The sequence below is a fragment of the Streptomyces sp. NPDC057302 genome (assembly GCF_042667685.1).
Lineage (GTDB): Bacteria > Actinomycetota > Actinomycetes > Streptomycetales > Streptomycetaceae > Streptomyces.
This window is the reverse complement of the sequence record NZ_JBHUZJ010000061.1, coordinates 38,716-60,038: the sequence shown is the minus strand read 5'-3', so window position 1 is coordinate 60,038 and position 21,323 is coordinate 38,716. Positions and strand designations below refer to the sequence as shown.

The window sequence follows — 21,323 nt, the reverse complement described above, 5'->3', positions numbered from 1 at the left end:
CCCGCGGCTGGGACGCCGCAACCTTCTACGCCTACGCCCAACTTGCTCCCGCTACGGCCGAGAGCGCCCATAGCGAACTCAGCAGGCTCCTCGACAACGCTCCTGGCAAAGTGGCTTTCCTGACCGTCTGTGCCCAGCTTCTCCAGTCAGTATCCAGATCCAGGGGAGAGCACCCCGACCTGACACCCAAACTCAGGGCATTGGCCGACACCTGCGCGAGAGACGCAGCGCCCGTAACTCCGTGAGGCAATGTCGCGGGACCAAGCATGAATCGGGAGAGCCTGCACGGGCGTGTGCATTGTGTCCACGCCGGTGGTGTGGCCCCGCCGGTGGCGGCATGGCTGCGGAGGTTGAGCGGGAGGTCATTTCGCGGTGGGTTGGGGAGCCCTGGGTTCTTCTCTGCGTGATCAATCGAGGTGACTTTTGATGTCACTCGCCGCTGCTGATCCAGTTGCTGTCCTTGTCGGGCCCGGACGCACTCAGGCTTTGAGGTCGGTCCGTATCCGCCGTCCGACCGCCCCTGGCCCGGTGGCGGCTGAACGCGGTGGCTCCTGTAACTTCCGGCTGTAGGGCGGTCGGCTGACGGGGAATCATGGCAGCGTTGGGCTTCTTCTTCATCACTCTGCCGTGCCTCGCCATCGTCAGCTTCACGTGCTTCGCGGCGTCTCGGGCTCAGTCGCACAAGGCCTTCAAGGCGCTGGCCTATGCATTCCTGAGCTTCGGCCTGGCCTGTGCCCTCGTCCCTGTCAGCCTTGTTGTCTGGCTGACGTTCCAATAGACGTAGTACGCGCCCGCGAACCACAACAACCACCACTCGCCTTGCTCCCATCCCGTCTTTCGTCGACCAACACCCCGTGCTGCTGGTGTGACGAGGTTCTTGTGGTCGGCTCCGGCGAGGGCAGCGCCAGGCGCAGCATGGGGGAGCGGGTGGGTTGTCTTCGCGCTCTGGTTGCAGACGCCCAGCAGATCACCGCGAAGAACGCTCCACCACCAACTGGTCCTACGACAAGGAAGGCCACGAGACCGCGGCGGCGCCGACCCCTGAAGGGACCCGGACGGGAGAAACCTGGTCGGACCACAGCCAGCCGACCAGAGCGAGCGCATCAAGCTCGGCGACACCTTCTTCCACTACGGGCCGATCGGCCTCGCCGCCACCTCAACTGCCGGTGTGGACACGGGCTTCAACCGGGAACCCGGGGGCACACTCAATTCCATGGCCCGTGACGGCAAGGCCTACTACTACCTCACTGACGCCCTTGGCTCGGTCGTGGCGGTCGCCGACGAGTCCGGCGCGAGGTCACTCCTACTCCTACAGCCCCCGCGGCGTCACCCGGGCGCAGGCAGCGAAAAGGTCTCCCATCCCTACCGGTTCGTTGGCTACCAAGACCCCACCGGCCTCTACCACTTCGCCGCCCGCTACTACGACCCCAACATCGGCCGCTTCAACAGCCCTGACCCACCCGGCCAGCAGAAGAACCCGTACCCCTACGCCGAAGGCGACCCCGTCAACCGCATCGATACCAATGGCCTGGCGTCCTTCGGTATCAGTGGCGAGGTATGCGCCTTCGGCGCGTGCGTCGGAGGAGGCGTGGCCGTCAATGACGACGGGGCATCGGTGAGTGCCGAGGGCGACACCACGGCCGGGCTCAGCATCCAGTACTCCAGCCCTGGATGCTCCGCGAAAGCCCAATACACCTTCTAGAAAAGGATGACGAAGACATGGTGACTCTAAGTGCAGCCGGGCGTGGCGGTGGATCTGACTTCCCAGTTTGGGGCCAGATTCTCTTCGTTGCCGTGGTCGTGGTTCTCGGTGTCGCCATATTGGCAAAGCTGGTACGCCAACGTAGGAAGTGAGCGAAAGGGTGCACTGCTGCTAGCAGGCAGTGCCTTTCGCGCGTGGAGCACGAAGCCGAACACAGGCCCGAGCCCGCAGCCTCGGGGCCGCAGAACGCTATGAGGCCGCCAGCTTGTTCAGGTCGACGGTGTCATCAGCCGCGGGCTTCGGCGGCTGTACAGCCTTGTCGTAGTCACTGAATATGGCGGTGCTCGGGTTCTTTCCGCCCTCAGTGGTGCTCTTCAGGATGTACGGCTGGCCCTTGGTGGCGACGAGTAGCGTCAGCGTCTCACCGGCCGACGTCTTCTTGGTGAGCGTGAGGGCTTCCTGACCGTCCACCGTGGTCGTGTCGCCCTTCTTCATGCCCTTGCGCTCAGACTTGTTCTCATCCATCGACGCCATCAGCGCCTGTTTGTCGCACAGACTCTTGCTGGTCGTGTCGTCGGCGGGCATCTTCACCCACTTGTCCTTGAGTTTCGGCACCGCCTTCGCGGCACCCGGCTGTCCCTTGAACGCGGCCTTCCAGTACTGCTCGTCGCCGCGCAGGTACAACGTGCCCCCCGTGTGCCGCACGTCCGCCTGGGCGCCCTCCATCTCGATGCCGCCGTCGCAGTTCTTCTGCTGGTCGACCGAGAGGTCCACGCTCACCGTCTTGCCGTCGGGCTGCTGCGCATCGCCCTTCATATGCATGGACTTGGCGTTCTTCGTGGCTGCGACGGCCTTGTCTGCTATTTCGTCGGCGCTCTGCCCGGAGAACGCCTTGTCCGAGTTACCGCCGTCGGCCCCGCCGCTTTTCTTATCTCCGTCATCTCCGCAGCCCGCAAGGAATACTCCCGTAACTCAGAGAACGAGGCCGCTATCGGCCACTCGGATTGCCGATTACCCGCAATGTGTCACTCCACCCAATCGAACTGATTCCCCTGAACTCAACCAGGAGCGGCTCCACGACCAACTGGGCCTACGACCAGAGCGAGCGCATCAAGTTGGGAGGTGCATTGACAAGGGCAGGGCATGCAGTAGGGCTGGCAGCGGCCGTGGGCCGCAGCGGCACTGCCTGTAGATCTCGCTCTGACCGCCCTGGGAAGAGGTCGTGAGAGGCAAGGTCTGCTGCCGTGCCCGCCGTCTGACGCGTGCCCGTCCCTACGGTGTCGGGTGTTCCCGCACCTCGATGTGCGAGCCCATGATGACCGTGCGGTCGCGGGGCAGGCGGAAGTGCTCGGCGGCGTTGGATGTGATGTAAGAGGTGGCGATGAACAGACGCTTGCGTCAGGGCGCCATCGTCCGCGCCTTCCCGCGCCGTAGCTCGATCTTCGACAGGAAGTAGGAGGCCTGTTCGAGCTGCAGCGGCCCTTCCGATTCGGCCGTGTCGAGCATGGCCAGTGTGCCTGGCACGTCCGGTGTCTCCATGTAGCCGAACCGGGCGGTGACGTGGATGACTCCGTCGTCGCCGTATCCGAGGTCGTCCACGACGATCCGCTGGTCGGCCGGGGCGCGGGGCACCGGATCGGTCTGCAGGGTGCGGATCACGACCTGCTTGTGCCGCACGTGGTTGTGCTCGCCGTTGGCACGCATGGCCGGGGGTGCGGTCTCCTTGCTTCGGTTGAGGAAGACAGCCGTGCCGGGTACCTGGCGTGTGGGAGCCTCGCCGCCGCGCAGGTCGTCATGACGGTGAACGCGGTGAGGCCGATCAGCAGTGGTAGCCACGCGCCGTGGACGAGCTTGGTCATGTTGGCCGCCACGAACAGCAGGTCCACGAGGAGGGGCAGGCCACCGCCGATGACGAGCAGTCAGCGTGGCGTACCCCACTTGGCGTTGGCCACGGAGAAGAACAGCAGGGTGGTGATGGTGCCGGTGACCGTCATGCCGAAGGCGTAGGCCAGCGCCGCGGAGGAGCGGAAGGTGAAGACCAGGGTGAGGACCAAGACCATCAGCGGCCAGTTGATCCAGGGGACGTAGATCTGGCCGATGGTGGATTCGGAGGTGTGCGCGATGCGCAGCCTCGGCAGGTAGCCCAGCTGGGCCGCCTGGGAGGCGACCGAGTACACGCCGGTGATCACCGCCTGGGAAGCGATCGCCGTCGCCGTCGCCGCCGTCGCGGGGAGCGCCATCGGCCAGCGGCCCCAGTCGGGCATGAGCAGGAAGAACGGGCTGCTGATGCTGTCCGGATCGTTGAGGATCAGCGCACCCTGTCCCAGGTAGCTCAGGACGCAGGCGGGCTGTACCAGGAAGAGCCAGTTTCGGGTGATCGCCCGCCGGCCGAAGTGCCCCATGTCGGTGTATGGGGTTGCACCTTCCGTAGCGGCATGTGGTCCCGTGGACTGACGTCCCGATTCATTGAGAAAAGGTCTCTGCTCATGCATTCCTCTTTCATGCCACCGCGCCAGGTCAAGATCGGTGACGCGGCGGCCTTCGCCGGCAGCACGCCACGGGCGATTCGCCATTACCACGAGATCGGCCTGCTCCCCGAGCCTGCGCGGGGAGGCGATGGCCGCCGCCGGTACGGGTACGAGGACATGATCCGCCTGCTGTGGATTCGCAAGATGGCTGACGCCGGGATCGCCCTGGACGACATCCGTGACGCCTTCACCGTCGGCTTGGCTTCCGCCGGGGCGGACAGCGGAGACGGTACCGCGGGCATCCTGGAGCGGTTGGAGGAAACCCTCGCCGAGCAGGAGGCGGAATTGCGGCGGCAACGGAGCGCCGTTCAGCGGATGCGCGCCGAAGGCAGACGGATGGGCCTGCTCTCCGACTTCGTCACCGAACGCCTCAAGAGCCTGCCCGAGGGCTCCCTGCGTCAGGCGGACCTGGACAGTCTGCTGGTCACTGAGCGGATCTTCGGCCCGCTCGGCGCGGCCGTCCAGGCCACCCGCTTCGTCGTCCTGGCCACGCATCCCACTCTGCGGAAGGATTCCGACCGTATCGACGGCGCCGAGGAGGCACTCGATGACAGCGTCGCCGTTGATGATCCGCGGGTGGCTCAAGTAGCCGTCGAGCGGCACGCCTTCGAAAGCGCCCTGCAGGCCGTCATCGAGGAGTCCGGCCTGGATAGGGACGACGATGCCCTCTTTGACGCCTGGGACACTTTGCACCCGGCTACCGCCGATGACGGCGAGGACGAGGTCGACCTCAGCTCTGGCAGACGGAAGGCTGACTCCATGAGTGTGTTCGAAGCCACCGGCAAGATGCCCTACGACTTCTCGCCGGCCCGCCTGCGCTGTATGGAACTGGCCGAAGAACTATCCGCCCAAGACTGACCCTCCACCACGGTCATGCCGCCGTGCCCGGCTGCTGGAACACCGCCACGTCGGCAGGGAGGCCTTGACCATGTCGGTCCAGATCGTCTTGGCCGGGAACACCCCACAAACGCGGGGGTGTTCCCAGGATGGTGCAGCCAGGGCTTCGGGCTGAGAATAGGTATCCGCGACGGGCCGGACGGTGACTTCGCGGACCCGTTGGACCTCGGCGCGCCCTTGGCCCCGGAGCCGCCCCGCGGTGCGCGCGCGGCCGTTGGGGGCGACGCGATCTGTTACTGCTCCTCCTCCATGCGAATCACGCGCCGCAGGTCATCGACAGCGGTGTGGCTCGTTGGTTCGCGCTGTTCGAGGATCGCCGCGGCGATGGCGTCCAGTTTGCGCTGAACGGCGCGAGTGTCGCGCCGTTCAGTGTTCTTCAGCAGGGTGAGCAGGAGCAGGTTGATGGCCGTCATGACGTCACCCGCGAAGATCAGCCAGGGCGTCGACAGGTGTGCCAGGTGCACCACGACCATGCCAAGGACGAGGAGTACGCAGAGTAGGTAGAAAAGCGGAGAGCTGGTGACGTTTGAGGCCCGGTCGGAGAAGGCGGCGAACCAGCCGCGCCCGGTACCGCCCCGTTCGGCGGGATGTTCGGTGGTCATGTCCACCATGATCCCTGGTCGGTTCGACGGTGAGGATCGTGTGCGTGCCGCGGGAACCGCGTGCGGCCTTGGTGGCGGCGGGCGCGGCGGGCTCAGTCGACTCGGCGGGCTCCTCGGCCCTCACGAGGATCTGCCGCACCGACTCGGGGGTCGGCGCCTGGTCGAGGGCATCCACTGTCTGCGGGTCTCCAAGCAGCCGGGCGAGGGCGCCCATTGCCTGAGTGTGTGCGGAGGCGTCCGTCGCGGCCAGGGCGACGACGAGGCGGACCGGGTCATTCGTGTCGTGGCCGAAGGGGACGGGCTCGACAAGACGCACCCAGGACATGCCGGTGTGATGCACGGCGGGCGACGGCCGTGCGTGGGCGAACGCGAAGCCGGGGGCGACGACGATGTACGGCCCGTTCTCCTCCACCGTGCGGAGCATCTCTTGGGTGTAGGCGTCCGTACTGACGCCGTTCGCCACGAGCAGGTCCCCGGCGGCACGACCCCTGGAGAAGCAGCTCGCCAGCCGGCTGGCGGGACTGGGCGGACCCTTCATGGACCTGCAGTTCATCAACCCGCAGATGTCCGGCGCTCTGGCCTCGATGCGCGCGAGGCCGTCCGCCAGACGCGCTCCAACCCCCACCACCGCCAGGCCAGGATCGACGGCTTCGCCAAGCTCGCCGCCTTTCTGCAAGAGAACGACCTGCTCAAGGGTCAGTCCCTGAGCCTATGGCGTCGCGCGGGGTTCGTGGCATGAAGCGGTGCCGAGGCCGTGACGGAGCCCTCGTCGGTGTCGGGCGTTACGGGGAGAAAACCCCTCTGCGTCTCCAACCGCCCTCGCCGTCAGTTCGGTAGCTGATGCGCAGTAAGGTGCCGATGCTATAGGGGAGTTGACGCGGTGGAGATCGAACGTGTTACCCATACGAAATCCCGAGGGCAGGACAAGAGCCCCCGGCGGTGGCAGGATGCACCGCAGCTTGCGCAGCACACAGCGCTGTTGATCTCGCTCGCGCCTCGTTCGAGCCTGCCCTGGAGGTCCTGTGTCCGCTCGTCCCCCCAAGCCCGTTCGTTTCCCGGTGGCTGCCATAGCCCTGACCACAGTCGCCGTCCTGCTGATGACGAGCTGCACCAGCACCAAGTCCGACAGCGACGGCGACAAGGGCGCCTCGGGGATCAAGCTTGTCTCGTCTGGCAAGATCAAGACCTGCACACATCTGCCCTATCCGCCGTTCCAGTCGAAGAAGGACGGCAAGATCGTCGGCTTCGACGTGGATCTGGTCGACCTGGTCGCCAAGGAACTTGGGGTAGAGCAGGAGATCGTCAACACACCTTTCGAGGGCATCGAAACCGGCCAGGACTTCAACATCCGCAAGTGCGACCTGGCCGCCGCAGGCATGACGATCACCGACGAGCGCGACAAGGTCATGGACTTCTCGGCCCCCTACTTCAACGCCACCCAGGCGCTGATCACCAAGAAGGGGCAGCCCTACAAGACCTTCGAGGATCTCAAGGGCAAGAAGCTCGGCTACCAGAAGGCCACCACCGGCGGCATCTACGCCAAGAAGGAGAGCAAGGGCCTCGACGTCGAACTCGTGGAGTACGAGGACGTCGGCTTGCTGCTCACGGCGGTCAAGGCCGGCAAAGTCGACGCGGGCATCAACGACAACGGCGTGCTCTTCGAATACATCAAGGACAACCCGGACACCGAGGTGACCGCGGAGTTCGACACCGGTGAGAAGTACGGAATCGGCTTCCGCACGGGCAACGACTCACTGCGCACGAAGGTCAACAAAATCCTCAAGGACGCCCGGACCGACGGAAGTTACGACAAGATCTACAAGAAGTGGTTCGGCACCACTCCGCAGAGCTGACCTCCAGGATCCAAACGGCCGACCAGAGGAGTTCTGCACGTATGTCCATGTCCCGACGGCGGCGGGCACGGCTGTTCCGCGGCATCCAGTACGCCGTGCTGTTCATCGCCATAGCCGTGATCGCGCTGGTGGCCGACTGGGGGACACTGCGCCAGGCCTTCTTCGATGTGGAGATCGCCAAGGCGCTGTTCCCCGAGGTGATCACCACCGCGCTGGTCAACACCGCCTACTACACGCTCCTCGGCTTTAGCTTCGGCTTGGGGCTCGGCATCGTGCTGGCGCTGATGCGGCTGTCCACGGTGCCTCCCTACCGCTGGATCGCGATCGCCTATATCGAGTTCTTCCGCGGCATCCCCTCCCTGCTGGTTTTCATCTCGCTCGGCTTCGGGGTGCCGCTGGCCTTCGAGGTCGCGCTCGACATGGACATCACGGTTATGCTGTCTCTGGGCCTGGTGGGTGCCGCCTATATGGCCGAGACGATCCGCGCGGGCATTTTGGCGGTGCCCAAGGGCCAGACCGAGGCGGCCCGTTCGCTGGGCATGTCAGCGGGGCGTGCAATGGTGTCGATCGTGATGCCGCAGGCGTTCCGAATCGTGCTGCCGCCGCTGACCAACGAGCTGATCCTGCTCACCAAGGACTCCTCACTGGTGTATTTGCTCGGCCTATCGCTCGGCCAGTTCGAGCTGGCCAACTTCGGCCGGGACGCGCTGAACGAGCACAAGAGCCTGACCCCGATCCTGATCGCCGGACTGCTGTATCTCGTCATCACCCTCCCGCTTGGCCATCTGGTGCGCCGGCTCGAGGCCCGTACGGCGAAAGCCAGGTGAGCACCATGAAGTTGGACAAGGCACCCGATGCGCCCGCACCTTCGGGCCAGGCGATCGAGGTGCGCGAGCTGCGCAAGTCATTCGGCGATCTGAAGGTGCTCAAGGGCATCGACTTGACGGTCGGGCGCGGCGACGTGGTCTGTGTCATCGGCCCTTCGGGCTCTGGCAAGTCGACCCTGCTGCGCTGCGTCAATCTCCTGGAAGAGCCCACGTCGGGCACGGTGACGGTAGCCGGCACGGAGGTCACCGACCCCGATGTGGACATCGATCGCGTACGCCGTCGGATCGGCATGGTCTTCCAGTCCTTCAACCTCTTCCCGCACCTCACGGCACTGGAGAACCTGACCATCGCGCAGCGCCGCGTGCTGCGGCGCAGCACGGAGGAGGCGGAGCGCATCGCGCGGGCCAACCTCGCGCGGGTGGGCCTCGTCGGCAAGGAGCAGTCCTATCCGGCGCAGCTCTCCGGCGGCCAGCAGCAGCGGATCGCGATCGCTCGGGCGCTGTCCATGGACCCCGAGCTGATGCTCTTCGACGAGCCGACCTCCGCGCTCGACCCCGAACTGGTCGGGGACGTACTCGCGGTGATGCGCTCGCTCGCCCAAGAGGGGATGACGATGCTGGTCGTCACCCACGAGATGAGCTTCGCGCGCGAGGTCGCCGACCGGGTGGTCTTCATGGACGACGGAGTGATCGTCGAGGAGGGCACGCCCGAACGCGTGGTGGGCGACCCGCAACACGAGCGGACTCGACTCTTCCTGGCGCGCGTACTCGATCCAGCGGCGGCGGAAATGGGCGAGGTCCCGGAGGACCGCTGAGTGCGCCTCGGGATTGAGTATCCCGGTGTGCGGGAGGAGTACCCAGCAGGGATGCTGTCCTGCGCGGATCAGTGGATCGGGGGGTTGTCACGCCGGGCGGGCGGTGGCTTGAGTTGTGTCATCGGTGATGCGGCTTCAGCCGGTCTCGGGTGGGCACTCCCAGCCGTGCGTGTGCGTCGTGCGAGCCCGGTGCGCCCGAAACAAGGTGGTCGACATTCTGTGACGTCGCCCCGGGCCGGCCAGTGGGCTCGACGTCGAAATGGCCGTCGCGACGCCTTTCGGCCAGTGCCTTTGTTACCCCTCCGGATGATGCAGCGGCACGACCCCGACACTGCGCCCGACGCGGTCGAGGAGCCGCCCCGTGTGTCAGACCGTGCGCAAAACGGAACGGTCGACGATCGTCAGGCGCACCGTCTGCCAGGAGGCGCCGAAAACGGGCGGCAGTTGCCGCCACGTGCAGCCCGACGTGGCAACGAAGTTGATCACAGCGAGCACCGCACGGTCATCACATCCCCGCCGACCACCGCCTTGCGCGCGCACTGGTGGCTCCGGCATCACATCTTGGAACACTTGCCACAGCCCATCCGGCGCCAGCCGTTCAACTATCCCCATGTCGGGGCATGAGACTGTCTGTCGTGCCGGTGATGATGGGTGGGTTGGAGGCGGCATTGGCCGAGGCGTCGTCTCCTTCGTGGACGCAACGTGTTCGTGCCGGGCGTGACCTTGCTTCCTTCACTGATGTCCCTGAAGCTGCCGAAGCGCTGGTGGGGCTGCTTCTCGACGTCGATGACACGGCGGTGACTCGACAGACGGCAGAGGCTCTGGCCCAGCTGGGGACGGTGGGCGCCATAAGGCTCATCGCTTTCGCGGTTGCAGAGGCTGACGACAACCAGGCCGACTGGCTGCAGACCGGTATATATGACGCGCTTGCGGGACCGGACGGTGTGCCGGACGTCGCAGCGGCCTGCGGAGAGCTCGCCCTGGACCCGGAAGAAGCTGTCCGTCGGGGTGCCGCAGATATCTCGGTGTGGACAGGCGGCACAAGGTGTTGATCTGAATCAACTTGCCTGTGGGCTGGTTCATGTAGCCGTCGTTGTGCCTTCGGCACTGTATGGGGCGAGGCTGCTGTTGGCTAAGGAGTTCTCTGGGTGCTGACAAGTGCAGGGCACATCTCAGGGGCGGAGCCAGAGTTCTATCGCGGCTGTGGTGACAGCGCCGTGGAAGACGTAGGCCCTCTTGTCGTAGCGAGTGTTGACGGCCCGGGAGATCTGGAGCCGGTAGATGGTCCGCTCGACCTCGTTGCGCCATTCGAAGCCGGCGGGTCGGTGCGGGTCGAGTATCGGGGACCGTCCCCACGCATGCGAGGAGTAGTACTGAACCCGGTGCTTGCCGATCCTGCGCCCGGGACCATCCCCGCGGGCGCGGAAAACAGGCTCTTTCACCAGGCATTCTGCCGTCACCAACCTGCGGATCTCAGTACTTTCACCGAGTCCGGCACACCCGAAAAATCCCTCCAGATCATCGCCTGCAAGGCATCCCCCAGGTGCGGGGACAAAACAGCAGGTCAAGCAGTGTGCTCCCCGCGTCCGCGGGGATGGTCCCCACATCGGATGGCCTCCATGGAGGGGCAGGGACGCGGCAGGCAGGGGCCGAAACGGTTTCGAAAAGTTCCGGAAGATTCCCGGATTCATTGACGCCACAAGCTAGGAACGAGGGGTCGTCCGGTCAAGGCCTGTCGCCGATCTGGCCGCAACTGCGCCTCTTGGCGGAGGTTGGCGATTTGCCACGTCGATCGATGAGGTTCCGGAAGTTTCGGGAAACCAACGGAAACTTCTTCTGTTGGGAGTATTGACGATCCACCATCAATAGCTCGACCATTCCTGTCTGAGAAGCCGATCACGGTTCGAGATATCGACCATGCAGGCTCTGAACACTCTGTGCCGCACGGCAGATCCACGCACCGCCGCACGCCCCATCCGCCCGCCGAGTGGGAGCGGGAGACACCCACCCCGCGCCTCAGCGCATTCGCCCTTTCGACTCTGGAGACACCCTCATGGGCTTGTCCGCCCTTCCCGGACCCATTGTCCGCCGAAAGCTCCGCGGTCTGCTGTTATCGCTGGCCGTCACCGTCCTCACGCTGGCCGCCGCACTGGTGGCGCCGCCGACCGCACACGCGGCCGAGAGCACGCTCGGCGCCGCGGCCGCGCAGAGCGGCCGCTACTTCGGCACCGCCATCGCCTCGGGCAAGCTGGGCGAATCCGCGTACACGACGATCGCGGGCCGTGAGTTCAACTCGGTGACGGCCGAGAACGAGATGAAGATCGACGCCACCGAACCGCAGCGCGGCCATTTCAACTTCACCGCCGCCGACCGCGTCTACAACTGGGCGGTGCAGAACGGCAAGCAGGTACGCGGTCACACCCTGGCCTGGCACTCGCAGCAACCCGGCTGGATGCAGAGCCTCAGCGGCAGCACTCTGCGCCAGGCGATGATCGGCCACATCAACGGTGTGATGGGCCACTACAAGGGCAAGATCGCCCAGTGGGACGTCGCGAACGAGGCCTTTGCCGACGGCAGTTCGGGAGCCCGGCGCGACTCCAATCTGCAGCGCACCGGCAACGACTGGATCGAGGTCGCCTTCCGTGCCGCGCGCGCCGCCGACCCGGCCGCCAAGCTCTGCTACAACGACTACAACGTCGAGAACTGGACCTGGGCCAAGACCCAGGCCATGTACGCCATGGTCAAGGACTTCAAGCAGCGCGGCGTGCCGATCGACTGCGTCGGCTTCCAGTCCCATTTCAACAGCGGCAGCCCCTACCACAGCAACTTCCGCACAACCCTGCAGAATTTTGCCGCCCTCGGCGTCGGCGTGGCCGTCACTGAACTCGACATTCAGGGCGCCTCGGCCACGACCTACGCCAATGTGACCAACGACTGCCTGGCCGTTTCGCGCTGCCTCGGCATCACCGTCTGGGGCGTGCGCGACACCGACTCCTGGCGATCGCAGGACACGCCGCTGCTGTTCAACGGCGACGGCAGCAAGAAGCCCGCCTACACCGCCGTAATCAACGCACTCAACAGCGGCTCCACCACACCTCCTTCGGACGCCGGAGGGATCAAGGGCGTCGGCTCGGGCCGCTGCCTGGACGTCCCCAACTCCCGTACCACCGACGGCACCCAGCTCCAGCTGCGGGACTGCTCAGGCAGCACCAATCAGCAGTGGACGTACACCGCTGCCGGTGAACTCAGGGTCTACGGCAACAAGTGCCTGGACGCGAGTGGGACAGGCAACGGCACCAAGGTCCAGATCTACAGCTGCTGGGGCGCCGACAACCAGAAGTGGCGCCTCAACTCCGACGGATCCATCGCCGGCGTCCAGTCCGGCCTCTGCCTCGACGCCGCCGGGGGCGGCACGGCCAACGGCACCCTGATCCAGCTCTACTCCTGCTCGAACGGCAGCAACCAGCGCTGGACCCGCACCTGATCGCCGGGGGCAGACCGGCGCCCGCTCCGACGGGGGAGCGCCACTCGCCGGGTCAGCCGCGGGCCCGCGTCGAGACGACCGCGTCCGCCACCGCTTCCCGGTTCGCCGGTTGATTCCGACCACGCGACACGCTTCTCGACTGCTCAGCCCCTGGTCCATGAGCCGAAAGTATTCCTCCCGCTCACGGACCAGAGGCCTGGGCCCCTGACTGCCCCGGTTCTTCCTGACCTTGAAGTTCATCGCATCCCCTGAGCTGGGGTGTTGCGGCGACCACTAGAACGAAAGCTGGGGGGCAGAAGGCATCAGTCCCAGGCTGTCGTTGGCGACGGCTCGGTTGGTCAGCACGTACTCGATGGCAGCCCGTTCGACACGGGCATCAACGCCTTCTGCTCCATACGAACCGCCGAGTACGTGATCATGCTCGCGTCTAAAGCCCGTGGTCGCGGCCTCGGCACCGCAGCCACTCGGCTCACCCTTGACGACGCGTTCCACATCACCAACCTGCGGATGGTCTGGCTCAAGGCTCTCGCCCTCAACGCTGCAGGCATCCGCGCCTACGAGAAGGCCGGCTTCCACATGGTCGGTGCGTTGCGCGAGGCCGGGTACTGGCTTGGCAACGTCTGCGACGAGGTCGTCATGGATGCCCTCGACAAGGACTTCACCGGCCCGTCCACCGTTCGGGCCGCATTGGGCGGCGGACGCTGACCACCAGTTCGAAGACTTTCACGGCGGCCAGGATGCCGACGCTGAATGGTGTGCGGACGACCGCGCCCCGTGCTTCGAGGTCGTGTTCGGTACCGAAGCCCCCGAGAACGAGACCGGCGTCTGCGCCTGAGTGAGCCGTACGCCCCGGCCGAAGCCGACCCGGACCACTACCACCAGATCCACCGCCACGTCCGCCCCAGTCACGCACCGCTGCGGATCGACACCGATGTGCTAGGCCGTGTGTCGAAAGTGCTCTGATTTGCCCGCTGCGGCGGTGGCGCGTTCTCCAGCGTGTTGTCACAGCGGGCCGTGGTTCAGTCGGCCTGATTGCTTGTGCGGCGGGCAGGAGGAACATCAGGGCCCACGTGGCGGTGAAGGCGGCGCCAATCCAGTACAAGACGTGAATGAGGCGTCGTGGCTTCTTGCTGCGTTTGTTGGCGTTCTGGTGGTAGCTGCCCGGGGGCGCGGCTGCGTCAGATGTCGTCCGGTGTGCCAACCACGGCGGTGCTGACCGGCGTGCCCGCCTCCACGGTACGGCTGACCGTGCACAGCCGGTCGTGCGAGGCCTTCACGGCCCGGGGGAGGATCGCCCGGGACCGGTCACCTGACGGCGCGTCGGGGAAGGCGGCGGAGAAAATGACCGTGAGATCCGACATCCGGTTTCCGTGCTCGTCCTGCACCTTGTTGCCGTTGACCGTGACGGTGAACGTGGTCGGCTCGCTGTGACGCGTCGTGGCGGCCTCCACGTCGGCTGCGCTACATCCGCCGATCGCGGTGAGGAAGAGCTCGACGGGCGTGAATCCGCCACCCTCGCCGGTGCCGAAACTCAGCACGTCCCCGCGGGCGTTGGTGGCGGTGAACCGGCCCGGGCCAGCACGTTCGATGGTGAGGGAACGCAGCGCATCATCAGTCATGGCGCCGACATTAGCGTCGCGCTGCTGGAACCCTCCGCAGGCCACGCCTCGCCCGGGCGCTCACGGACGACGCTGACCAGCGGGGACCCCGACCCCGGTTGATCATCGCAGCCAAGCAGGGTGTCACCGGCTGCGGTGTCGGACACGCTCGCGGCGGTGACCCGGACGGTCAGCAGCAGGCCGAGGGTGTCGCAGCCCAGGTGGCGCTTGCGGCCGATGACCCGCTTGCCCGCGTCGGTTCCCTGGTCGGCCAGGTGCACGTTGGCGGAAGTCTTGACGCTCTGGGAGTCCAGCACGCAGGCGTGACGGCTCGCCGTCACGCCTGCGGCCTCGCGGACCAGGCGCCGCAGTAGCCCGGTGAGCTGGGCGAAGACACCGTCCTGCTGCCACTTGGCGCGTGGCTCACGGGGCGAAGTCGTGCGGCAGGTAACGCCAGGGAATCCCGGTGCGGTCCACGTACAGAATCGCGTTGAGGATCTGCCGCAGGTCGTGCTCGGGCGGGCGGCCGATATCCAGGGCGTCTCGGCGGCGCCGGGAGCGCCAGGCAGTGAGCATGGGTTCGATTAGCTCCCAGCGTTCATCGGACAGATCGTTGGGATACCCGTCGCGCAGGCTTATGTTTCCGATGTTCCGCGCCGCGAGCGGCCCCGCCTGGGGGTAAATGCCGAAGAGCCGGGCCGAGTTGTACGAAACTCCGGGCGGCTCAGTTTCCCCGCCGAGCGTTTGGCGTGGGCGACCGTAACAGGGCGCAGAGCGTCGCGGGATCACGTTTCCCCGGGCGGGCCCGGCGCCGTCTCAGGGCTGCTCTCCTGCTGTCCTCCTACCGTCGTTTCGTTGTGCGGCGCCAGCCGAACGGGCCCGGCAGGTCCATCGACGTGGTGCGCCGACCGGTGCTGCTGTGGGTACGGCGGGGGCCGTGGTGGCCGCCTGTGGTGAGGGACCACGAGCGCTTGTTGATGTTCAGCTGCACGCCGGGAAGTATCCGGAAGCTCTTGCGGAACGTGAGCGGCATGAAGTCCTCCTTATGTCCCTCTCCGGGTACCCGGAGGGGGCCGTCCCTCACATGCGCGGCGGCCCCCGTGTTCATGCCCCCAGGTGATCTCTCACGGTTAACCCCCACTCACAGGAACCAGTTGGGACGATGTGGCTGCTGGGGGAGAGAGGCGAAGCTCACCCGCAAGACGACACCCAAGTACACTGCTTCCTGCTTGCGGCCGCCGCCGTCCTCTGCGGCCGGTCGAAGCCAGCGGAACGCCGCCAGCCAGGAACGAAGGTGCGGGTCCGTCTGCCTGTCGGCCGTCCCCGGACCCGGTCCGGGGCTGTCGCCGCCGACAAGGCCTACTCATCCCGCGCCAACCGTTCTTACCTGCGTAAACGCAACATCAAGGCTGTCATCCCGGAGAAGAAGGACCAGGCAGCTAACCGGAAGAGGAAAGGAAGCCGGGGCGGTCGGCCCACAGGTCACGACGCCGGTCTCTACAAGGAGCGGAACACCTTCGAGCGTCTGATCAACAAGCTGAAGGCCTGGCGGGGCATCGCGACTCGATACGACAAAACGCCCCAGAGCTACCTCGCCGGCCTCCACCTCCGCGCCTCCGTGATCTGGATCAACGACCTGCTGAAGGCAACTGATTGATCACAACGTCACACAGGCCCGTAGCCGCCTAGCGGAAGGCGCGACCCGCGTGTGGCAAGCTCAGTTGCAGAGCCCGCTGCATGGAGCCAGCCACAGTGGGCCGCAGCCGTAGTCCGTCCAGGTGCACCCGCCATAGCACACCGAGGAGCAGCTTCCGGTCCCCACCCCGCACCGGGAATTGCAGTCTTGGGCCTGGATACCTTGGTCGCGCCGAGGTGCCGCGCTGTGCGTGCCGGCGGGGCCGAGCGTCTTGAGTACCGCGTGGGCGCTGCTCTCGCCGAACGCCGACACGACCGCCGACTCCAGATCGTCGGCGGCCGCTCCCTTCCCGCGTCCTGCGATGATCTGCGGTGCCAGCCGCGTCGCGTCGTCCAGGACGGCGGACTGCCCGGCCGACAGACCCGTGTGCGTCTTCCGGTAGTGCGCGAAGTGCGCCACCCACAGATCGCTCCGGGCCGAGGCGGACAGCGCTCCGTAGACGGCGCGCCGGTAGTGCGGGGGATAGGAGACGAACTCGGCGTAGCCGGTGGGCAGTCGTTCGAGGTTGGCCTGCACCCAGCGCGAGGCCTTGCTCCCCTTGACGCGGGACACCGCCTGCGCGGGTGAGGCCGCCAGACCGCCTGTGACCAGGAACGTGCCCAGGGCCAGCCCCGGCACGGCCTTGAGGATTCCCCGACGGCCCGGTGACCGCAGCGCGTCGAGGCCATGGAGCGCGCGCACCACCCGCAGCGAGTCCGCCGGTCCCAGCAGCCGCACCAGCCGGAGGGACAGTGCGGTTCCGGTCCACGCCCGCACCTGGTCGCCGTCGACCGCCAGCAGGGTCGGGGCCCACTTGGCCCCTTCTCCCAGAGCACGCACGCGCAGCGCACGGACCCTGGGCTCCGTGAGGCCCGCGGTGGTTAACGTTCCATCGACGGAGTTCCCCACCCGATCGACGACTTCTTCACAGAATCCGCAGTCGGCGTCGAATGCCAGAATCCACTCGGTCATGAACTTCTCCCCACGTGTGTGTGACGAACCGTTCCATGGCGCCTGTCCGGTGAGCGTTCGCACGCCTTTCGCGGCTTGCGTGGCTATTGGTCACTCGAGCGCGCTCCGGAGACACTCGAGGAGAAAGCCTTCTCCGGGGCGTCGGTGAGTGTCAATCATTTCGATGAGATCGCGCGTCGCACACCCTCGCGAGCACGCACGGCCGAACAGCAGCGGGGGCGTGGCCGTCAGGTTGAGCACGCGGACAATCCGTCGACCAGACGTCCGGGTCGTGCAAACGGCGAGCGCGAAGACATGGCGGTTTTGTACACCGCGTGGCGCTCGGGGACGGGGTCCGAGGCCCCGCCTTCACAGACCGGTGCCGCGCAGGACGACGTTCACCCGGAGACACAGGCACCGACAGGCACCGGTGGGTCCCGCTCGTCGCGGCCCTCCAGGAGAGCCACACTTGCTGACGGTTGCCCAATGACGTGCGCAGTCACCGTAGCGGCGCCGCTCCACGCCCTGATGATCTACGGCGCCCGACGTGGCTGCCTCACGCAGGTCGCTGCTGGCTGCGCTCAAACAGCTCCAGGAGGATCGACACGCCGGTTGCCGTGAGGCCGCCGGCCGGGGGCAGCGGTCGGAGCTCTGACCAGCAGCCGTCACCTCTGCGCCGTTGCTGTGTCTGCAGGCGGGGCTGTCGGTGTGCTCGAGCGGTGTGCACGCCATCTGAACGGCGAGGACGGCTGTGAGGGCTGTGCCGGCAGCCGTAGTTGGGCCGGGCGCGACGGGGAGGCCTGTGTGCGGGCCGCCCTGTTGCGCCTGGTTGTCGCCAGTGGGTGGTGTGGCGGGTCAGGTGGTGGTGATCAGGTCGGTGAGGGGTTGGGCGGTGTCGGTGCCGGAGTGGCCCAGGGGTGCGTCGAAGCTCCAGACGAGGAAGAGCAGGAAGACGATGAGGGCGCTGAAGGTGGTGGCCAGGATGAGTTCGCGGGCGGAGCGGCGGATCTGCAGGGTGTAGAGGAGTCCGAGGGTGACGACGGCGCCGGCGATGAGGCCGAACCAGAGGGCGCCGGGCAGGGTGGTGCCGGCGCTGTCAAGGCGTTGGTGGCGGGCGTCGTCGGCGGCTGCTACCTGGTCCAGCAGGGGCTGGTAGGCCTGGGCCTGGAGCTCGTTGGCCGGGGTGTGGTGGGCGATGTCGCCGCGGATGCGGGCCAGCAGGTCGGCGCCGGTGGTGTCCAGGGGGGTGTCGTCTTTGAGGGCGGGCCATTCGGTGGTGACGGCGTGCCGGGCGTAGGCGTCGATGTGGTCTTTGACCTGGCTGCGGAAGGCGGCCGGGTAGACGTCCAGACGCTGGTCGACTTCGTAGAGGGCCTGGGCTTCGCGCTGGACGGTGTCCTCGGCGGCGCCGCGGGCCTCCCAGACGCCGGCGATGGCCAGGCCGAGCACGATGGCGTAGACGACGCCGACCATCATGACCATGTATTCGAGCACGTCCGGGGTCTGGGAGGTGTCCTCGTCGGCGTCCACGCGGCGGTGGCGCATGACGGTGGCGGTGATGACAAGGACGCAGACCAGGATCGAGGCCAGGGTGTAGACGAGCCATTCCGGCACAGCACAACTCCAGGACGGATGAGCGGGCGGGGGAGCGGGCGGGGGGAAGAGCGGCGTGGGGGTGTGCGGCTTGCCCGGACGCGGGTCGCCTCGTGGCGGTCAGCCGCGGCGGGAGCGGGGTCGCAGGGCGGCGGCGGCCAGGATGCCCGGCAGGGTGATGACGAGAGTGGTCATGGTGGTCGGCATGCCGGCCGGTAGCGGGCGCGAGGGACCGCCGGTGTAGTGCGGGCGGGGCACCCACCCAAAGGCCTGGGCCACCGCTGTCTTGGGCCGCTCTGCGACGGGGGCCGGGGCGGGGGCAGTGGCAGGCGGCGGGCCGGTCGGCGGCGTGGACTGTGCCGGGGGTTGGGGCGCGGTGGCTGCGATGTCCGTCCGCTGCACGAGCGGGGGCACCGGCGGCCGGGGCGTGGGCGCGAGGTGTGGCACCGGAGCGGGCTGGGGTGGCGCCGGCGGCCGCGGCGGTGGTGGGGGTGTGGACTGTGGCGGTGGAGGTGGAGGGGGCTGGGGATGGTGGTGACTGAGGTCGACCCATGCGTCTGGGGCACACACCACCAGGCGCTCCCCGGCCGCGGTGTGGTCCATGGCAACGGCCACGCCCCCGTGGTGCGGCAGCGGGCACAGCGCCGCGCAAGCTCCCAGACCGATACCGATCCAGCCGCCCATCCGCCATCCTCCCCGCCACGCCCTGACCTGATCTGCCCCGCTCTTCGAGCAAGCCGGGACACCGCCGCCCTCAGGCGCCGGCATCCCGATCAACGATCATGAGTCGAGGCGGTCACGCATGATGCCGCTCGAACCGGGGGGCCGGGTGGCGCAGTGCCCCGACGACGCGGACCAAGCGCCCACCGGTCCGCCCCTTGCGCCGCAGATCCGGGCGCACCGGATGCATCGCTGACCTCGCCTCGCAGGCCGTGTACGCCAAAAGCCCACGGGAAGGGTGGCCCGGCATCGGCCGGTCGCTGACGTGCAGGGCGAACCTGTTCACGTTGCGGTCCCGGGCGTCGAGATCACCTGTGATGACGGCGATGACGGGTATCACCTGGCGGTAAAGGGGGTCGGCGGGGCGTCCGTGCACAGGGCGCCGCTGGGCGCGGGAATATGTGTGGTGGTCGCAGCGCGTACGTAGTGGCGGGGCAACGCCTGTGTCGGGTCCGCCGGCGGGCTGTCCCTGCCTGCGCTGCGTGCCGGGCTCAGCCGGCTGCCGGGCAGCACCGAGCTCAGCGAACTCGTGGCGCAGCACGGCTCGTCCGTGAGGGGCCGCGGAGCGCTGAGCGCGATGCGGAGCGGCCGCATCCAGTGGGTTCACGATGCCGCATCCTGCGTCTCGGGGCGCAGGCGAGGGTTCAAAGACAGGCGTTCAGGCAGGGGGAAGCCCCCGCCGGGGCGGGGGCTTTTGTAAGTGGTCTCAGTGCTTGATCCAGTCGATGAAGGTGTTCCAGCCGTGGTCGGGTACGACCAGGGCGGGCCGGTGGGGTGTTTTGCTGTCCCGGGATCTGCGAAAGAGCGGCGGAACGCCGGGCGGCGAGCAGACCGGTGCCGCACTGCGTGTGATGCACGATCGCGACGTCCATCCTGACCCCGAGCCGCACCGCCAGACACGCGATGTCCTCGATCATCCACCCGTCCACCCGTCCACCCGTCCACCCGTCCACCCGTCCACCCGTCCACCCGTCCACCCGTCCACCCGTCCACCCGCGTTCCGCAGCACTCCCGCGTCCCCGGCTCCGATCCAAAGAAGTCCGCTGGCACGACTGGCGGATCGGCACCGACCAGCACAAGCGGCAGCCGCTCCGGCATCGATTCCGGCATCGCCAACCGGGCGAGGTCGACGTTCGCCGCGAACCCTGGTTGCGCTTCAAGAACTCGTCGAAGTCCTAAACGATTACTCCATGTGGTGTATCTAAGAAGCGGCAAGTCCTGTGGATGGCGGACCGGTATCTCGACGTTGACCGCGGTCAACAAGCCGGTGGTGGGGGAGTCCGCCAGGCGCGGACTGCGAGTCGTGGCCGGAGGCCGCTGGCGTGCGGACCATCCGCCGTCCCCGGCGCCTGTCGGGCGGAGCGAGTGGTCGTGTTGTCCCAGGGGACTTCGCAGCCGAGACTGACGCGCATGCAGAGGATGAGCCGGGCCGGGATCGTTGATATCGAGTACTCCCACTTCTCTGTGGGCGAGATACCTGGCGACGGGTTCGATCTGGTTGATGCCGAGGTGGACTTTCAGACCGACCGCCCCGTCATCGTCGTGCCCGGCCTTGTTGTGGTGATCTCACGAGTGCAGGCTCACTATGCACCGGTGGTTCTGGCTCTCTCTCATGGCCAGGATGCGGTACCGGGGGAGGGGTGGCAGTTGGTGGACACCGTGTCCTATACGCCGGTGTACGCGGGGCTGATGGCGGTATACGACACGATGAATGGGATCTCGTCTCCGTCCGATGCCCCGTTGGTGCTCTTCGGGCAGTCTGCCGAACCGGGGGAACCGGTGGTCGAGTTGGACCCGGGGTGGACGTACCGCGTACAGGTGTGGGCGCAGGGCCGTGACACCTCACGCGAGCGTCATGAAGCTGCGATGGCGCGCGAGGAGTGGGGTGCCAGTGAGGGCTTCGAGGCCTACGCCGTGGTGTTCTTCCCTGCATCAGAGCAGGAGGCCCCAGAGCCCGCGCATGAGAGGGGACTTCGGGCACGCTTTGCACGCCAGCGAGCCGAGGAAGAGGCGATCCGCCGCGCCGTGAAAGCCAAGGAAGGCGACGGCGCCCCGCCGGTGTAGCGGGGCACTGCACC

At 67.0% G+C, this 21,323-nt stretch carries 18 protein-coding genes and 8 pseudogenes; 11 read left to right on the top strand and 15 right to left on the bottom strand.

The features are described 5' to 3' along the window. Positions 1-592 precede the first annotated feature (592 nt). Both ACFUPX_RS32090 and ACFUPX_RS32085 read left to right on the top strand, forming a co-directional pair. A complete protein-coding gene (locus tag ACFUPX_RS32090) occupies positions 593-778 on the top strand; it encodes a hypothetical protein (protein WP_383330609.1) in 186 nt (61 codons plus the stop codon). Between the two features lie 435 nt (positions 779-1,213). After that, complete coding sequence (locus ACFUPX_RS32085; protein ID WP_383330606.1) at positions 1,214-1,702, top strand: RHS repeat-associated core domain-containing protein; 489 nt, start codon at positions 1,214-1,216, stop codon at positions 1,700-1,702. Between the two features lie 249 nt (positions 1,703-1,951). Here ACFUPX_RS32085 and ACFUPX_RS32080 read toward each other — a convergent pair whose 3' ends face one another. From ACFUPX_RS32080 to ACFUPX_RS32070, 3 genes and pseudogenes are all read right to left on the bottom strand, one after another. Then, a complete protein-coding gene (locus ACFUPX_RS32080) occupies positions 1,952-2,524 on the bottom strand; it encodes a hypothetical protein (protein WP_383330604.1) in 573 nt (190 codons plus the stop codon). A gap of 576 nt (positions 2,525-3,100) precedes the next feature. After that, the gene (locus tag ACFUPX_RS32075; RefSeq protein ID WP_383330601.1) at positions 3,101-3,406 is read right to left on the bottom strand and encodes a hypothetical protein; all 306 of its coding nucleotides are present in this window, start codon (positions 3,404-3,406) and stop codon (positions 3,101-3,103) included. After that, positions 3,358-4,104, bottom strand: a pseudogene (locus tag ACFUPX_RS32070) (KUP/HAK/KT family potassium transporter). Before ACFUPX_RS32070 ends, ACFUPX_RS32075 begins: the two are co-directional and overlap by 49 nt. An 84-nt stretch (positions 4,105-4,188) precedes the next feature. On the opposite strand from ACFUPX_RS32070, the gene ACFUPX_RS32065 reads away from it, so the two are divergent. Next, complete coding sequence (locus tag ACFUPX_RS32065; RefSeq protein WP_383330599.1) at positions 4,189-5,088, top strand: MerR family transcriptional regulator; 900 nt, start codon at positions 4,189-4,191, stop codon at positions 5,086-5,088. 272 nt (positions 5,089-5,360) lie between these two features. Here ACFUPX_RS32065 and ACFUPX_RS32060 read toward each other — a convergent pair whose 3' ends face one another. Together ACFUPX_RS32060 and ACFUPX_RS32055 are read right to left on the bottom strand one after the other, a co-directional pair. Continuing rightward, a complete protein-coding gene (locus tag ACFUPX_RS32060) occupies positions 5,361-5,729 on the bottom strand; it encodes a low affinity iron permease family protein (RefSeq protein ID WP_383330596.1) in 369 nt (122 codons plus the stop codon). A gap of 184 nt (positions 5,730-5,913) precedes the next feature. Further along, a pseudogene (locus ACFUPX_RS32055) lies at positions 5,914-6,153 on the bottom strand (PTS sugar transporter subunit IIA); the annotation flags it as partial. Between the two features lie 598 nt (positions 6,154-6,751). Here ACFUPX_RS32055 and ACFUPX_RS32050 point away from each other — a divergent pair. From ACFUPX_RS32050 to ACFUPX_RS32040, 3 genes are read left to right on the top strand one after another with little or no spacing between them, the layout of a single operon-like run. Then, a complete protein-coding gene (locus ACFUPX_RS32050; RefSeq protein WP_383330593.1) occupies positions 6,752-7,582 on the top strand; it encodes an ABC transporter substrate-binding protein in 831 nt (276 codons plus the stop codon). Between the two features lie 41 nt (positions 7,583-7,623). Continuing rightward, positions 7,624-8,409, top strand: coding sequence for an amino acid ABC transporter permease (locus tag ACFUPX_RS32045; RefSeq protein WP_383330590.1), 786 nt, complete (start codon positions 7,624-7,626; stop codon positions 8,407-8,409). 5 nt (positions 8,410-8,414) lie between these two features. After that, entirely contained in the window at positions 8,415-9,224 is an 810-nt protein-coding gene (locus ACFUPX_RS32040) for an amino acid ABC transporter ATP-binding protein (RefSeq protein WP_383330587.1), read from the top strand. Between the two features lie 411 nt (positions 9,225-9,635). On the opposite strand, the pseudogene ACFUPX_RS32035 reads toward ACFUPX_RS32040, so the two are convergent. Further along, positions 9,636-9,836, bottom strand: a pseudogene (locus ACFUPX_RS32035) (transposase); the annotation flags it as partial. Positions 9,837-9,868: 32 nt separating this feature from the next. On the opposite strand from ACFUPX_RS32035, the gene ACFUPX_RS32030 reads away from it, so the two are divergent. Beyond that, complete coding sequence (locus tag ACFUPX_RS32030) at positions 9,869-10,276, top strand: hypothetical protein (RefSeq protein ID WP_383330616.1); 408 nt, start codon at positions 9,869-9,871, stop codon at positions 10,274-10,276. 120 nt (positions 10,277-10,396) lie between these two features. Here ACFUPX_RS32030 and ACFUPX_RS32025 read toward each other — a convergent pair. Continuing rightward, positions 10,397-10,549 (bottom strand): annotated as a pseudogene (locus ACFUPX_RS32025) (IS5/IS1182 family transposase); the annotation flags it as partial. A 728-nt stretch (positions 10,550-11,277) separates the two neighbouring features. Here ACFUPX_RS32025 and ACFUPX_RS32020 point away from each other — a divergent pair. Beyond that, the gene (locus tag ACFUPX_RS32020) at positions 11,278-12,708 is read left to right on the top strand and encodes an endo-1,4-beta-xylanase (RefSeq protein WP_383330584.1); all 1,431 of its coding nucleotides are present in this window, start codon (positions 11,278-11,280) and stop codon (positions 12,706-12,708) included. Positions 12,709-12,777: 69 nt separating this feature from the next. Here ACFUPX_RS32020 and ACFUPX_RS32015 read toward each other — a convergent pair. Beyond that, positions 12,778-12,948, bottom strand: a pseudogene (locus ACFUPX_RS32015) (helix-turn-helix domain-containing protein); the annotation flags it as partial. An 18-nt stretch (positions 12,949-12,966) separates the two neighbouring features. Between ACFUPX_RS32015 and ACFUPX_RS32010 the strand changes: the two are divergent. Beyond that, positions 12,967-13,413, top strand: a complete 447-nt coding sequence (locus tag ACFUPX_RS32010) for a GNAT family N-acetyltransferase (RefSeq protein ID WP_383330581.1) — start codon at positions 12,967-12,969, stop codon at positions 13,411-13,413. 473 nt (positions 13,414-13,886) lie between these two features. On the opposite strand, the gene ACFUPX_RS32005 is transcribed toward ACFUPX_RS32010, so the two are convergent. The 3 genes and pseudogenes from ACFUPX_RS32005 to ACFUPX_RS31995 form a co-directional block, all read right to left on the bottom strand. Further along, complete coding sequence (locus ACFUPX_RS32005; protein WP_383330578.1) at positions 13,887-14,327, bottom strand: OsmC family protein; 441 nt, start codon at positions 14,325-14,327, stop codon at positions 13,887-13,889. Between the two features lie 113 nt (positions 14,328-14,440). After that, positions 14,441-14,945 (bottom strand): annotated as a pseudogene (locus ACFUPX_RS32000) (transposase); the annotation flags it as partial. Between the two features lie 202 nt (positions 14,946-15,147). After that, positions 15,148-15,339 carry a DUF4236 domain-containing protein gene (locus ACFUPX_RS31995; protein ID WP_383330575.1) on the bottom strand — a complete coding sequence of 64 codons (192 nt, stop codon included), beginning with the start codon at positions 15,337-15,339 and terminating at the stop codon, positions 15,148-15,150. A 258-nt stretch (positions 15,340-15,597) separates the two neighbouring features. On the opposite strand from ACFUPX_RS31995, the pseudogene ACFUPX_RS31990 reads away from it, so the two are divergent. Beyond that, positions 15,598-15,963, top strand: a pseudogene (locus ACFUPX_RS31990) (transposase); the annotation flags it as partial. Between the two features lie 60 nt (positions 15,964-16,023). On the opposite strand, the gene ACFUPX_RS31985 reads toward ACFUPX_RS31990, so the two are convergent. The 4 genes and pseudogenes from ACFUPX_RS31985 to ACFUPX_RS31970 all read right to left on the bottom strand — a co-directional run. After that, positions 16,024-16,953, bottom strand: a complete 930-nt coding sequence (locus tag ACFUPX_RS31985; RefSeq protein WP_383330572.1) for a bacteriocin fulvocin C-related protein — start codon at positions 16,951-16,953, stop codon at positions 16,024-16,026. An 834-nt stretch (positions 16,954-17,787) separates the two neighbouring features. Next, positions 17,788-18,546 (bottom strand): hypothetical protein, encoded by a 759-nt coding sequence (locus ACFUPX_RS31980; protein WP_383330569.1) that lies wholly within the window; start codon positions 18,544-18,546, stop codon positions 17,788-17,790. A 99-nt stretch (positions 18,547-18,645) separates the two neighbouring features. Then, positions 18,646-18,972 (bottom strand): hypothetical protein, encoded by a 327-nt coding sequence (locus tag ACFUPX_RS31975; RefSeq protein WP_383330566.1) that lies wholly within the window; start codon positions 18,970-18,972, stop codon positions 18,646-18,648. A gap of 979 nt (positions 18,973-19,951) precedes the next feature. Then, positions 19,952-20,128 (bottom strand): annotated as a pseudogene (locus ACFUPX_RS31970) (DUF397 domain-containing protein); the annotation flags it as partial. A 527-nt stretch (positions 20,129-20,655) separates the two neighbouring features. On the opposite strand from ACFUPX_RS31970, the gene ACFUPX_RS31965 reads away from it, so the two are divergent. Continuing rightward, complete coding sequence (locus ACFUPX_RS31965; protein WP_383330564.1) at positions 20,656-21,309, top strand: hypothetical protein; 654 nt, start codon at positions 20,656-20,658, stop codon at positions 21,307-21,309. The last annotated feature ends 14 nt before the right edge of the window (positions 21,310-21,323 follow it).